Source organism: Paraglaciecola sp. T6c (assembly GCF_000014225.1).
Taxonomy (GTDB): domain Bacteria; phylum Pseudomonadota; class Gammaproteobacteria; order Enterobacterales; family Alteromonadaceae; genus Paraglaciecola; species Paraglaciecola atlantica_A.
This window is the reverse complement of sequence record NC_008228.1, coordinates 5143535-5155475: the sequence shown is the minus strand read 5'-3', so window position 1 is coordinate 5155475 and position 11941 is coordinate 5143535. Positions and strand designations below refer to the sequence as shown.

At 43.7% G+C, this 11941-nt stretch carries 16 protein-coding genes; 6 read left to right on the top strand and 10 right to left on the bottom strand.

Annotated features, from left to right (window positions below; genetic code table 11):
- Window positions 1-297 precede the first annotated feature (297 nt).
- Entirely contained in the window at window positions 298-1464 is a 1167-nt protein-coding gene (locus tag PATL_RS21980; RefSeq protein ID WP_011576967.1) for an HD-GYP domain-containing protein, read from the top strand.
- Here the strand turns inward: PATL_RS21980 and PATL_RS21975 are convergent.
- From PATL_RS21975 to PATL_RS21965, 3 genes are all read right to left on the bottom strand, one after another.
- Entirely contained in the window at window positions 1461-1643 is a 183-nt protein-coding gene (locus PATL_RS21975) for a hypothetical protein (protein ID WP_041714157.1), read from the bottom strand. The two genes, PATL_RS21980 and PATL_RS21975, sit on opposite strands and share 4 nt — an antisense overlap.
- A gap of 466 nt (window positions 1644-2109) precedes the next feature.
- Entirely contained in the window at window positions 2110-2400 is a 291-nt protein-coding gene (locus PATL_RS21970; protein ID WP_041714156.1) for a hypothetical protein, read from the bottom strand.
- 95 nt (window positions 2401-2495) lie between these two features.
- Complete coding sequence (locus PATL_RS21965; protein WP_041714665.1) at window positions 2496-3359, bottom strand: YicC/YloC family endoribonuclease; 864 nt, start codon at window positions 3357-3359, stop codon at window positions 2496-2498.
- A 179-nt stretch (window positions 3360-3538) separates the two neighbouring features.
- Here PATL_RS21965 and rph point away from each other — a divergent pair, with 179 nt between their 5' ends.
- From rph to tusA, 3 genes are read left to right on the top strand one after another with little or no spacing between them, the layout of a single operon-like run.
- On the top strand, window positions 3539-4252 hold the full coding sequence (gene rph / locus PATL_RS21960; protein WP_006994938.1) for a ribonuclease PH: 714 nt from the start codon (window positions 3539-3541) through the stop codon (window positions 4250-4252).
- Between the two features lie 38 nt (window positions 4253-4290).
- Entirely contained in the window at window positions 4291-4944 is a 654-nt protein-coding gene (gene pyrE, locus PATL_RS21955; RefSeq protein WP_011576964.1) for an orotate phosphoribosyltransferase, read from the top strand.
- A 1-nt stretch (window position 4945) separates the two neighbouring features.
- Complete coding sequence (gene tusA, locus PATL_RS21950; RefSeq protein ID WP_011576963.1) at window positions 4946-5197, top strand: sulfurtransferase TusA; 252 nt, start codon at window positions 4946-4948, stop codon at window positions 5195-5197.
- Window positions 5198-5251: 54 nt separating this feature from the next.
- Here tusA and PATL_RS21945 read toward each other — a convergent pair whose 3' ends face one another.
- The 6 genes from PATL_RS21945 to PATL_RS21920 form a co-directional block, all read right to left on the bottom strand.
- The gene (locus PATL_RS21945; RefSeq protein WP_041714154.1) at window positions 5252-5431 is read right to left on the bottom strand and encodes a hypothetical protein; all 180 of its coding nucleotides are present in this window, start codon (window positions 5429-5431) and stop codon (window positions 5252-5254) included.
- Window positions 5432-5454: 23 nt separating this feature from the next.
- Window positions 5455-5907: a hypothetical protein gene (locus tag PATL_RS21940; RefSeq protein ID WP_011576962.1), complete on the bottom strand. Its 453-nt coding sequence runs from the start codon at window positions 5905-5907 to the stop codon at window positions 5455-5457.
- 178 nt (window positions 5908-6085) lie between these two features.
- Window positions 6086-6850 (bottom strand): class I SAM-dependent methyltransferase, encoded by a 765-nt coding sequence (locus tag PATL_RS21935; RefSeq protein WP_011576961.1) that lies wholly within the window; start codon window positions 6848-6850, stop codon window positions 6086-6088.
- Between the two features lie 117 nt (window positions 6851-6967).
- Window positions 6968-8263, bottom strand: a complete 1296-nt coding sequence (locus PATL_RS21930) for a metal-dependent hydrolase family protein (protein ID WP_011576960.1) — start codon at window positions 8261-8263, stop codon at window positions 6968-6970.
- Between the two features lie 170 nt (window positions 8264-8433).
- A complete protein-coding gene (locus PATL_RS21925; RefSeq protein ID WP_011576959.1) occupies window positions 8434-8958 on the bottom strand; it encodes a DUF1285 domain-containing protein in 525 nt (174 codons plus the stop codon).
- 12 nt (window positions 8959-8970) lie between these two features.
- Window positions 8971-9810, bottom strand: coding sequence for a DUF3014 domain-containing protein (locus PATL_RS21920; protein WP_011576958.1), 840 nt, complete (start codon window positions 9808-9810; stop codon window positions 8971-8973).
- 360 nt (window positions 9811-10170) lie between these two features.
- Here PATL_RS21920 and PATL_RS21915 point away from each other — a divergent pair, with 360 nt between their 5' ends.
- Both PATL_RS21915 and PATL_RS21910 read left to right on the top strand, forming a co-directional pair.
- Window positions 10171-11409, top strand: a complete 1239-nt coding sequence (locus PATL_RS21915) for a sterol desaturase family protein (protein ID WP_011576957.1) — start codon at window positions 10171-10173, stop codon at window positions 11407-11409.
- A gap of 86 nt (window positions 11410-11495) precedes the next feature.
- Entirely contained in the window at window positions 11496-11804 is a 309-nt protein-coding gene (locus PATL_RS21910) for a DUF6482 family protein (protein WP_041714153.1), read from the top strand.
- A 6-nt stretch (window positions 11805-11810) separates the two neighbouring features.
- On the opposite strand, the gene PATL_RS23055 is transcribed toward PATL_RS21910, so the two are convergent.
- Window positions 11811-11933, bottom strand: coding sequence for a hypothetical protein (locus tag PATL_RS23055; protein ID WP_006994949.1), 123 nt, complete (start codon window positions 11931-11933; stop codon window positions 11811-11813).
- Window positions 11934-11941 lie beyond the last annotated feature (8 nt).

The window sequence follows — 11941 nt, the reverse complement described above, 5'->3', positions numbered from 1 at the left end:
ACACAAACAACAAGATGTAAACGCTGGATTACGTTAAAGTCATGTTAACTATATGTCAATCTGCAGTATTTAACTTATCATTAACAAAAATTGTTATTAATTTGTTTTTTTTCGTGAATGGTCGTTTTTCAATGTAATTGTAAGATTTTTACGCAAATCAAAACCCAAACATGAATAAAATATCGGCAAATACTCCACCGATTAAACGCCGGAATTGCCACTGGATTTGCGCTAATTTGTAAAATCGTTTATTTTTCTCTCAACCTGCGTTTTTCACCCAATTGGAATCTATTTTTAGTGCTAAAAACTATCCCGGTGAGCGATTTAGAAGTCGGCATGTATGTAGACTCAATTGCAGAGCAAAATGGCAACCTGAAAATCAAAAGCAGAGGACGGGTGACAACAAATACGGCGATCACTGCCATGAAGAAGCAGGGTATTGTTTCGATTGTCATTGATTTGAGTAAGCAACTGGTAAAGGAGGAAGAGCCCGCCCCTGATGTGGAACCACCTTCAGAGCTAGATATTCCGTTTGCTGACGAAATAGGTAAGGCGGCAAAGCTTCACGAGAAAGGTAAAATACTGCAACGGCGAATGCTACAGGCGGCTGACAAGGGCTTGCCTATAGATATAGCCATTCCAAAAGAGTTTACCTCTAATTTGGTGTCTTCTATTGACCGTAATCCAAATGCCCTTTTGTGCATGACTAAAATTCGTGAAAAAGACAGTTACCTGCTTGAGCATTCCTTAAACGTCGCTATCTTGCTAGCCAACTTTGCCAATTACTTAGAAATGCCAGAAGAAGAAGTGCAAGAACTCGCGTTGTCAGGTTTCCTGCATGATATAGGAAAAATCAAAGTCCCCGATGAGATCCTACATAAGCCGGGTCGTTTGACTGACCAAGAAATGGTGATTATGCGTGATCACGTATATTACGGTATCCGAGTGTTAGAAGAGATGGGTATACCAGAGCGTATGATTGAAACTATTTCACAACACCATGAGCGACTCGACGGTTATGGTTACCCAGATGGTGCCCGGGGAGATGAAATAACCAAATTTGGTCGTATGATAGCCATAGTGGATACCTACGATGCTATCACCGCAGATCGTTGCTATAAAGCGGGAATGCCTTCGCAAAAAGCACTGAAAATACTCCATGAAGAAACACCGTTAAAGTATGATCAACACTTAGTCGAGCAGTTCATAAAATGTATTGGTGTGTATCCAGTGGGAAGTTTAGTGAAACTCTCTAGCGAGAAAATAGCTGTTGTGATTAAGCAAAATGAGAATAACCCCCTTAAACCACAGGTGAAGGTTTTTTATTCAGTGCGCAGCGCTCACTATTTGCCACCCGTGGAGATTGACTTACTTCACTCTCAGTATCGCGTTGAGAAGGCGGTGCTGGCCAGTGAATTCAAATTAGACTTCAATCGTTACTTCAACGAATCTATCGCCATTTAGCTACTACGGGCGTCCTGCAGAATCACTTTAACCTGATCGGTTGTGACATCTGAAGGGCATACGCCTTTACTCACAAGTACATTGCGAATTTGCTCTGCATCGTTAGCGGCTAATACATTGCTATTTCGTTGGATATAACGAGTAAGCTGCTGCTGTAATTTTCGTGTTAAACAAGACATCTGCGCATTTAAACCAGTTAGTTATCTATCAGTTAAAATAGGTATGCCATGTTAGGGCATACTCAGTACTACATCTCTTCTCAATAAAAAGCATATAGCAAGCCACATAATTAAAAATGATAAAAATCAAGGTGTTAATTTCAGCATTCAATTTTTTTTACAGTTACTGTTAAATTTTTCGACACTCATATCCATGGTATTCGCCATGTATTTGACCCTTCTGAAATGGCTAAATAGTGATATTGAGATGAAATAGCGGCTAACTCGAATGCTCGGCATACTAGGGTACTCGCCCATGTAATTAAACCTCAGCGTTAGTGGAAATGCTGCTTATATATGCAGTTAGGTTGTAAAGCACATGAAGTGCGATCGTAAGAAGTTTAAGAGCTTCTGTGTTTCACATGAAACACAGGCTCGGGCATGTATTCGAGAAGTAAGAAAATGAGTAACACGATTATTTTTCATATTATGGCGGCGACATTAACCTTTGTATGTCAGATTTACGCTCAGCTAGCAAGTTCACGAAGCTAGACACGGTTGGATTCATGGGAGAGTGCTTAAACTGAGCAACGAATGGAATAGGTACGCTGATTTCATTGATTTTAACGAAAGCACAACTATTGCTAACCAATCGTTTAATGCAATAGGGTGCCACGCCTATACCGAGCCCTGCACCGACTTCAACCAGCAAGGTTCGCATTGAACGTGGCTGGCTAGAGATCGCAGGCGTCACGCCGGCCGCTTCGAATGCATTCAATGTTTGCCCGTATATACCAACAGCGCAATGCGGGGAATGCCGCTGAAGCAATAATCTAAGCGCTGTTCAGCTTGAATAAATTTATGGGTATGTGTTTACTCTATATTCGCTATCTGCTCGCGCATTTGCTCAATCAATACTTTTAACTCGACCGCTGATTGGGTGATGTCGCTATTGATTGACTTAGAGCCTAGTGTATTTGACTCACGGTTAAACTCTTGCATCATAAAATCTAACCGACGACCTACAGGGCCGCCTTTTTTTAAAATTTTACGGGTTTCACCAATATGTGATACTAAGCGGTCCAGCTCTTCCGCCACGTCGACTTTTTGCGCCAGCATGATCATCTCTTGCTCTACGCGGGTGGCATCAAGTTCAATCTTAGCCTCTTCAAAGCGGGCAAGAATCTTGTCTTTTTGCCACTTGAGCACATCAGGCATGTGCTGGGTCACTTTATCGACTTCCACTTGAATGCCATCAAGACGCTGTTCGATCATCGCTCTAAGGTTGGTACCTTCGGTGGCGCGGGCCGTAATAAAATCACTTAACGTGGCGTCGAATTCAGCTAAGACATCGGCTTGAATCCCTTCCATATCAGTTTCTTCTGCGGCGATAACACCAGGCCAGCGCAGTACGTCTAATGGGTTTACACCTGATGATTGACCATGAGATTGCACCCAGTCAGCTGCGTTCATCACTTGGCGAGCCAAATCTTCATTCAAACTTAATTTACCGACCGCTGCATCGTTTGCTACAAAACGTAACGCACATTCTACTTTTCCGCGCTGTAATTGTTTACGAAAACGTTCACGCAATATGGGCTCTAGGCTTTTGAATTGCTCTGGAAGACGAAAGTAGGTTTCAAGAAAACGTTGGTTAACAGAGCGGATTTCCCATACGGCTGTACCCCACTGTGCTTTAAGTTCGCGACGGGCAAATGCGGTCATGCTGTAAATCATTAGGTTCATTCCTTGGTGAAAACTAATGGGTATTATACCCCTGTGACACCCATGCGCGATAGCTAACATTTTTTCAAACGTTTTCAGTGGCAGAATAAGTGCAACATTGGCCATATTTTTGTAAGAACCCGCGGCATCAATTCGGTATAATGCGCGCAAATTATTTATAGGAGTTATCCATGCGCCCGAACGACAGAACCGCAAGCCAAATTCGCCCAGTTACTATTACCCGTAATTTCACTTGTCATGCAGAAGGTTCTGTATTGATTGAGTTCGGCAACACGAAAGTATTGTGCAACGCCTCTGTGACTGAAGGTGTGCCCCGTTTCATGAAAGGCCAAGGTAAAGGCTGGGTGAATGCTGAGTACAGTATGTTGCCACGTGCGACCCATACTCGTTCAGATCGTGAAGCGGCTCGTGGTAAACAAGGTGGTAGGACATTGGAAATTCAGCGGTTAATCGCTCGTTCGTTACGTGCCGCGCTTGATTTAAAACTGCTTGGCGAAAACACCATAGTTGTAGATTGTGATGTCATTCAGGCTGATGGCGGTACACGCACTGCATCCATCACTGGCGCGTGTGTGGCACTTGTTGATGCGCTTACATGGATGCGCAGCAAAGGGATCATCAAAACCAACCCTATGAAGCACATGATCGCGGCGATTTCTGTGGGTATATACAAGGGCAATGCGATTGCTGACTTGGAATACACAGAGGACTCAGAAGCAGAAACCGATATGAATGTGGTGATGACCGATACGGGTAAAATGATCGAAGTACAAGGTACTGCTGAAGGCGAACCTTTTAGTATTGAAGAAATGCATGAAATGCTAGAGCTGGCAAAACACGGTATCCGTGAATTGTTCGACGAGCAAAAAGCTGCACTTAACTAAGAATTGGCCAATCAACATCTCAATACATAGGTAGATTAATGCTAGATTATCAAAAAGAGTTTATTGAATTTGCCTTGGGCCGTGGTGTGCTCAAATTTGGTGAATTTACTTTGAAGTCTGGGCGTAAAAGCCCGTACTTTTTCAATGCAGGTTTGTTTAATACAGGCCGTGATTTGGCTAAATTAGGTCAGTACTATGCTCAGGCACTGCAAGCGTCGAATATTGAATACGATTTGTTATTCGGCCCTGCTTACAAAGGGATCCCCATTGCAACAACAACCGCTGTAGCATTAGCTGACAAGCACGATGTTGATAAGCCTTACTGCTTCAACCGAAAAGAAGCCAAAACCCACGGTGAAGGTGGAAATTTAGTGGGGAGCGCGTTAGCTGGCAAAGTGATGTTAGTGGACGACGTGATTACAGCGGGCACGGCTATACGTGAATCGATGGCGTTAATCGCTGCCCATGATGCGAGTCTAGCGGGTGTGTTGATTGCACTTGACCGCCAAGAGAAAGGCCAAGGTGAGTTGTCTGCCATTCAAGAAGTTGAGCGAGATTTTGCTACGAAAGTGGTGTCTATTGTTAGTCTGGCTGATCTAATCGAGTACTTACAAACCCAAGCTTCAGCGCAACCTGAGTTGGCTGAGCATTTGAAAAATATCAAGCAATACCGTGTTGATTATGGGATCTGAAGTGACATCCAATAATTTTGGGGATGCTAATCACCAGCTTGATGCTATTGGTTTACGTTGCCCCGAGCCTGTGATGATGGTGCGGTTAAGTATACGTAATATGCAACTTGGGGAGACGTTGGCTATCAGTGCCGACGATCACTCTACTACCCGCGACATCCCTAGCTTTTGTCGCTTTATGGGGCATACTTTAATTGCCAGTGACGTGGACTCAAAGCCCTATCGTTACTTGATACGCAAAGACCAAAGTTAGTACTTACTTTCTATATTTATTCAGAATTGATCTAATTTGATAGGGGCCGCTGTTCTAAACAGCAGCGGCTTGCAACAATAGATTCATTAAAATGCGTTTACTGTGAGTACAATCACAATGCAGTTCTTCAGCGCATACGTTGTGCTCAGCCAACAAGCGTTTAAGTACGTCTACCCGTAATTGAATGGGCACGAACTGTTCTTGGTCTCGTGACTTAGGGCTATAAGTTTGCATGTTATATCCACCCGTTATAAAGATTAATGAAGAGCGTGTTCCTCGTTGAGCTGCGAATGCATAAACTTCTGATGAAAGCCCGCCCCTAACGCCAAAGACTTAATACAATCGATAATACAACGCTGTAGTGTAGGTTGTTGGTAACTTAGGGTCAGTTCTGGCTTGAGGCGTTTTTGTGCCTGCTCGTAGACGGCTAAGCTAAGGGTCCTTTTTCCTAGTTTTTGCAGAGTATCGGCCAATAGCACTGCGGTGGCGGTGAAATCAACAACGTTTGAAGAGGTTTGCCTTTCAGCTTGGGTCATCACTATTTCAGCGGTTTCATAGGCGCAACCTAGGTAAGGTAACGCTTGTTGCCAAGCACCTTGCTCACGGTAGTATTGGCCTGTGTCTTGGGTTTCACGCAGATGAGTATGTGCGGCCATAGGGTTGGTTGCTAACCACTGGCGGTGGTTGGGGCATAGAAAGTTCTGTGACATATCGATTCTCGTGTTAATTGCGTAAAATCAAATTAACGCAAATGAGAATGATTATCAATTATTATTGTTAAATTATTTAACCTTTCTTGAGTGACCTAGAATAGGTACTCAAGGAAGGTTAATAGCGGTTTTTAACTAATTGTTTTAGTTAGTTAATTTTTCACTACGTCTTTTTGAACTAGGGCTTTTTAAATTTTAGCGTCCAGCGATCGGTATTCCCTGTTACGCTTTTTGCACCGACTTCAAACCTAAGCTCATCATCTTCTCTGTAATGTAAATCGCTGACATCCACCAGCTCAAAGCCTGCCTGCTGAATTTCATGAATGGCTAACACTGGGTCTACTCTGCGGCGATTTGCATTACTCGCTGGCTCGTTATGGCGCGCAGTATGGTCAACGACCGCATAGATACCGCCTGACTTGAGTGCAGCAAAAGCGACTTCATTCATTTTACGGCGGCCTTGTTCATTAAAATTATGGTAATTACGAAACGTAAGCACCATATCTATATTGCTTACACCGAGTGAATCAACATCAAGAGAATAGAAACGGGCCCCATCTTCGCGCCACAAGCGGGCATTTTGTGCAGTCACTTTCGCTTTTTCAAATCCAGGCTCTTTAAATAATGTGTCACCAACGTGATTTGCGCCTATTGCTGCGTAGTATTGCCCTTCATCATTAACCACTGGGGCTAATATCTTGGTGTACCATCCCCCCCCTGGAATAAGCTCGACAATGTGCATATCAGGTTTTAATCCAAAGAACGCTAAGGTTTCTAGGGGTTTGCGGTTATCGTCCCGTGCGGTCTCTTGGGTGCTTCTTATGTCACTGGCCATAGCGGCCTGGACTTTTTCTTTAAGGGGGTGCTGATCGGCCATTACCGAGCCTGCAAATAAAAAACTGCTGGCAGTCAAAACAGTTAATGCTAGTTTGCTCAATTTCATGTGTCGCTCCAAAGTGATAAATAGTGTTGTGGCGCTAAGGGATTCAAATAAGTCACCGAGTTGAGCGTGCCGCGCTATATTCTTATTAAGGCAACACAACCCGATTGTTCTCAATTTCTATGCTTCAGGTGTTTTATATATCTGGCCGTTTTTCATCACAAAGCTGATCTGCTGCATCCTTTTGATATCGTCTAGCGGGTCACCTGATACCGCGACTAAATCTGCTAACTTGCCATCTTCTATGGTGCCTAAATAATCGAGTTGGTCGATTAATATTGCGCCATGATAGGTTGCAGCTCGAATAGCCTCTATGGGTTTCATGCCTGCTTCGACCATAAGCACAAACTCTAAGCCATTATCACCGTGAGCGGATACACCTGAATCCGTACCAAACGCAATTTTAACCCCGGCTTTATGTGCATTAGCCAACGTTTGTAGAATCAGAGGCCCTATAGTCGCGGCTTTGGGGCGTACTAACTCTGGAAAGAAACCATCAATTTTGGCCTTCTCAGCTACCCAATTACCAGCCATCACTGTAGGAACATAGTAAGTCTGATGCTTTTTCATCAGTTTAAAGGTTTGTTTGTCCATGTAGGTGCCATGCTCGATGGATGTCACACCTGCTTCAATCGCGCGCTCCATGCCTTCTTTACCGTGCGCATGAACGGCGATTGTCATACCATAATCTTTAGCAGTATCAACAATAGCCTTTAATTCATCGTCCATAAACTGCGGATTCTGACCACTTTTAGCGACAGATAAAACCCCGCCAGTGGCCGTGATTTTGATTAAGTCTGCGCCGTCTTTATAGCGTTGACGAACGGCTTTACGTGCCTCTGCTACGCCATTAATTACGCCGTCAGCGGCGCCTGGGTCACCTTGAATTTTCTTTGCTGTACCGTTGGTCGGGTCAGCATGCCCACCCGTTGTGGCAATTGATTTTGCCGCTGTAAAAATACGTGGGCCTTCCACGACACCTTTGTTGATCGCATTGCGTAGGGCTACCGACTCGTTATAACCATCGCCTAAGTTGCGAATAGTGGTGAAACCCGCCAGAAGTGTACGCTTGGCGTACTGAACGCCTTTTATGGCATAGTCGGCTTCATTTAGGGTAAATCGCTCCATGTAACTCGATGGACCATTGTGTTGCGAGGTAACGTGGGTGTGCATATCCATCAAGCCAGGCATAAGGGTGTGCGTTTTAAGATCGACCAGTTCATCTTGTTCGCCGCCGGAAATATAGCCTTGATGGATTTTGCTGATCTTATTGCCATCGACCACTACGGTCACTTCACTCATTACCCTGTCTGAATTGGCGGGGATAAGCTTGCCTGCTTGTATATAGGTGGCCGCTAGGGCTTGGGTGCATATCAGCGAAGCGGCTAAGGCAACGCTGATCATTGAAACTCGCATAGTATTATTCTCGTTTTAGCTAGTGAGTGTTCAGATTAGGGGAATAAGGTCGGCAGGTCAAAACGATGCTGGGCACTAAATGTTAACAAAATGTTATTTCGATAAGCCATCTACAAAACAATGATTTCAATGAGCAAAAGTCAACTAGAAGGGGTAAAAACGCAGGGTAATTAGAGCTTACCTAGGCAAAAACGATAATCCCCACTACTGATAAATAAGGCGTCGTCTTCTTGCTCGGCTTGTTCAATTAATTGGTAGTAAACGTTTTGATGCAATCGCGCCCATAAATTGCGCCTTACCTTGATATAAGGCAAAGCAAGGTTATTTTTGCTGTCTTGTTTGAGTTCAACAGGATTTTGCGCGCTAACGATTATTTGCTCTTCAGTCTGAGTCGTAAATACCAGTAAATCACCTTGTTGTTCCCATTGGGTGATCACGTAAGGTACGTCTTCTACTGTAATACCGAGCTTTTCTACTGGGGTGACCAAAAAGTATTGGTCACCCTCTTTTTTCAACACACTAGCAAACAGTTTCACCAACGCTTTTCGACCGATAGGCGTACCCATGTAAAACCAGCTCCCATCGTGCTTTATGACGAGATCCATATCGCCACAAAAATCTGGGTTCCACTTATCAACCGGTGGCAGCTTGCCTTGTTGATCGCCAAGCTGTTTTTGTAGTGTTGCTAAGTCCATATTGACTGAAACCTATTCTTGATCTGCAGCGATAGCGGTCTTGAGCTCTCGCAGTTTGGCTTTAATACGGCGCATATTTTCAGGACCGGTGCGCAGTAATTGTTTTTGGGGTGACGCTAAGGCTTCTAAACGCTCATCTTTAAACTTAAACATGACACTGTCAGTATAAACCTCGACAGGAACAGGCACTTCTGGCGTATCAAGTAATAAGTCGATGGCATCGAGTAGAGTGTCATCGAAATCCTGCCCAGGACTGCTGATCTCTGCAAATATCTCGTTGATAGCGGGCTTGTATTCTTGATAAAGCTGCTCTAACGACTCAGGATCAAGTGACTCAAGTACATCAACATAAGGGGTATAACGCTTGTAGCTAGCTGGGTCTATCCATTCTTTGTCTGCTTGTTGAAAAGTGCGGAACGTTTGCTCAGGCTTTTTTAATACCTGATGATTCGCGGGTAATTCTTCATCTGCCAAATTGTTGGTGGTAATAACAAAGCGTTGTAGCAAGTCGTCATTCACCAATAAACGTGCTAGCTCGCCATAATCTGACAATTTTAATAGTTCGGTTTTGACTGCGCCGTCGCTGGTATCAAGTGGCTCCGGCTCAGGGATAGGCTCAGGTGTTGCTTCTGGCTCAGGCAGTTCTTCTGGCTCTTGTGCCATAGGTTCTTCTTCTGGCAAAGGTAATGGAGCAACTTCAGGAATAGTGGTAACAGGCACTTCAACCGGAGGCTCAGGCTCAACTGGTTTGTCAGCAGGCCAGAAAAGCACAGCGCCAATCACTACGATTAATACAACCGCGATCGCTACATAAGGCACTAATGATTTATTTTTTACGTCTTCTTCACTCATAAAAACTCCTTTAGAGGCATCAACTTGGCCTGAAACTGTGGCTGTGCACATTTACACTTTATCAAGAGCACTTCGCTTTATACTGGCTAACTTATAGTGTTGTGATAAAAGATCAATCTATCAAGGGCTATATATCTCAATTCGTTGAAATTATACCAATTCCATTAATTTTCGCTGAGTGGCTAATTATTTAATGGAGTGGGTATTAATTTGACAGGCTGCAACCTTGTTAAACTCTGTTCTTATAATCTTTTGAATTATGGCGTTGTTGAACTTTGTTAATAAAATGTTGCTAACGAGCATCGAACACCTTAATTTAGAGGGTATTAGTCGAAATAAGTTCGTTTAGGCAGCTATGCAATGAGTTATATAATTTACGCCATACCCTTTTTCTTTTTATTGATTGCTTTAGAGCTAGTGGCTGAGTATTTCAGAAAAACAGATTACTACCGGACTAATGATGCGATTAATAGCTTAACGGCGGGAGTGTTGAGCCGTATGTTCGGAATTTTGAAAGCCTTAGTGCCCTTTACTTTATACGTGGTCTTATATGATAACTATGCGCTTTTCACCTTGGGAGATAACATCTGGCTAGGGCTGATTGCATTTGTGCTATATGACTTTTGCTATTACTGGAATCACAGATTTGGCCATGAAATGAGTATTTTGTGGGCCGCTCATGTGGTGCACCACTCTAGTGAAGAGTACAACCTCACCACCGCCTTGCGACAAACGAGCGGCAGTTTTTTAAGTTGGATATTTTACCTACCCCTAGCCTTTCTCGGTGTCGACCCGATGCTACTGCTTACCGTGGGCTCACTCAATCTTATTTATCAGTTTTGGGTGCACACACGTCACATTGGTAGGCTAGGCTGGTTAGAATGGATATTCGTAACACCCTCTAATCATCGAGCTCACCATGCGCAAAACCAGATCTATATTGACCGCAATTACGGGGGAGTTTTCATTATATGGGATCGGTTGTTCGGCTCATTTCAAGATGAATTGGACGAAGAGCCCCCTATTTACGGGATCCGCAAAGCGCTACACAGTTGGAACCCTATCTATGCCAACACCCATGTTTATCAGCAACTCATAAAGGATAGCTGGCGAACCAAAGCGTGGTCAGACAAATTCAAAGTATGGTTTGGTAAAACTGGCTGGCGCCCCGCTGATATGGAGCGCGATTATCCTCTGGGGCGGGTAGATTTAACGCGTTTTAAAAAGTTCGACATAGCCATTTCAACACGACGTAAAACTTATGCACTGTTACAGCACGGGCTAACGACTTTTATAGGCTTAGTATTTTTATTAAATATTACCCATTTAGCGCTTATGCAACAGGTACTCGTAATTGCTTGGGTCATATTCGCCAGTCTGTCAGTAGGTGAAGTATTGGCGATGAAAGTATCAGGTTGGTGGCTAGAGGTAGCAAAATACGTAGTGTTAATAAGTGTGCTCGCGACTCAGCCGATCCCTTTATGGCTAATGTTAAGCATTTCATCTTTTACTGTGCTGAGTATTGCTATGTGGCCGAGCTTAAAAAAAGAATACACCAACATCGTTGAGCAAAAAGAAAATATGGCGATTACTGGATGATCTGACTTCATCCTATGTGAGTAAAAAATCCATCAACTGCAAAACGATCTTGGCATGTGCTGAAGGTCATACTCACTGGAGTCATTATGCTTAAGTATATGTTGCAAGACATTATGTCAAACAAACCTAACATTGAGGTGGCCTCAGTTGAGTCTCACGACATGAGCCTTTATATATTGCGCTTAACCATAGCAGGCAAGCAAGGCGTGGTGTATGACAAGTCGACGCATAGGCCAATGTCATTTAGAAGCACGGAGCATATCCGCGACGCGCTAAGTGATTGCTGCGTTAATCATGCTGAGTTGATTCACTTGTCACCCTATGACGAAATGATTGGCAATCCAAAATCTGAACGCGCTATGGTATTGCCGTTCTCAATACATAACCAAGCATAATTAAGCTTAGCGATTTTCGATAGTGTTATGCACGAAAAGGTAAGCGTAATAACAACACAACGCCACGATTACGCCTATGCCAAGAATTGAGCCCCAAGCAACCGGATCGGTTAATATTAATGCCATCATGATTATTT

Excerpts from the sequence above, each read along its gene's own strand:
- PATL_RS21915 (WP_011576957.1), top strand. The coding sequence starts at position 10,171 with ATGAGTTATATAATTTACGCCATACCCTTTTTCTTTTTATTGATTGCT.
- PATL_RS21940 (WP_011576962.1), bottom strand. The coding sequence starts at position 5,907 with ATGTCACAGAACTTTCTATGCCCCAACCACCGCCAGTGGTTAGCAACC.
- PATL_RS21975 (WP_041714157.1), bottom strand. The coding sequence starts at position 1,643 with ATGTCTTGTTTAACACGAAAATTACAGCAGCAGCTTACTCGTTATATC.
- PATL_RS21935 (WP_011576961.1), bottom strand. The coding sequence starts at position 6,850 with ATGAAATTGAGCAAACTAGCATTAACTGTTTTGACTGCCAGCAGTTTT.
- PATL_RS21920 (WP_011576958.1), bottom strand. The coding sequence starts at position 9,810 with ATGAGTGAAGAAGACGTAAAAAATAAATCATTAGTGCCTTATGTAGCG.
- PATL_RS21965 (WP_041714665.1), bottom strand. The coding sequence starts at position 3,359 with ATGATTTACAGCATGACCGCATTTGCCCGTCGCGAACTTAAAGCACAG.
- PATL_RS21910 (WP_041714153.1), top strand. The coding sequence starts at position 11,496 with ATGCTTAAGTATATGTTGCAAGACATTATGTCAAACAAACCTAACATT.
- PATL_RS21930 (WP_011576960.1), bottom strand. The coding sequence starts at position 8,263 with ATGCGAGTTTCAATGATCAGCGTTGCCTTAGCCGCTTCGCTGATATGC.
- PATL_RS23055 (WP_006994949.1), bottom strand. The coding sequence starts at position 11,933 with ATGATGGCATTAATATTAACCGATCCGGTTGCTTGGGGCTCAATTCTT.
- PATL_RS21945 (WP_041714154.1), bottom strand. The coding sequence starts at position 5,431 with ATGCAAACTTATAGCCCTAAGTCACGAGACCAAGAACAGTTCGTGCCC.
- rph (WP_006994938.1), top strand. The coding sequence starts at position 3,539 with ATGCGCCCGAACGACAGAACCGCAAGCCAAATTCGCCCAGTTACTATT.
- PATL_RS21925 (WP_011576959.1), bottom strand. The coding sequence starts at position 8,958 with ATGGACTTAGCAACACTACAAAAACAGCTTGGCGATCAACAAGGCAAG.
- pyrE (WP_011576964.1), top strand. The coding sequence starts at position 4,291 with ATGCTAGATTATCAAAAAGAGTTTATTGAATTTGCCTTGGGCCGTGGT.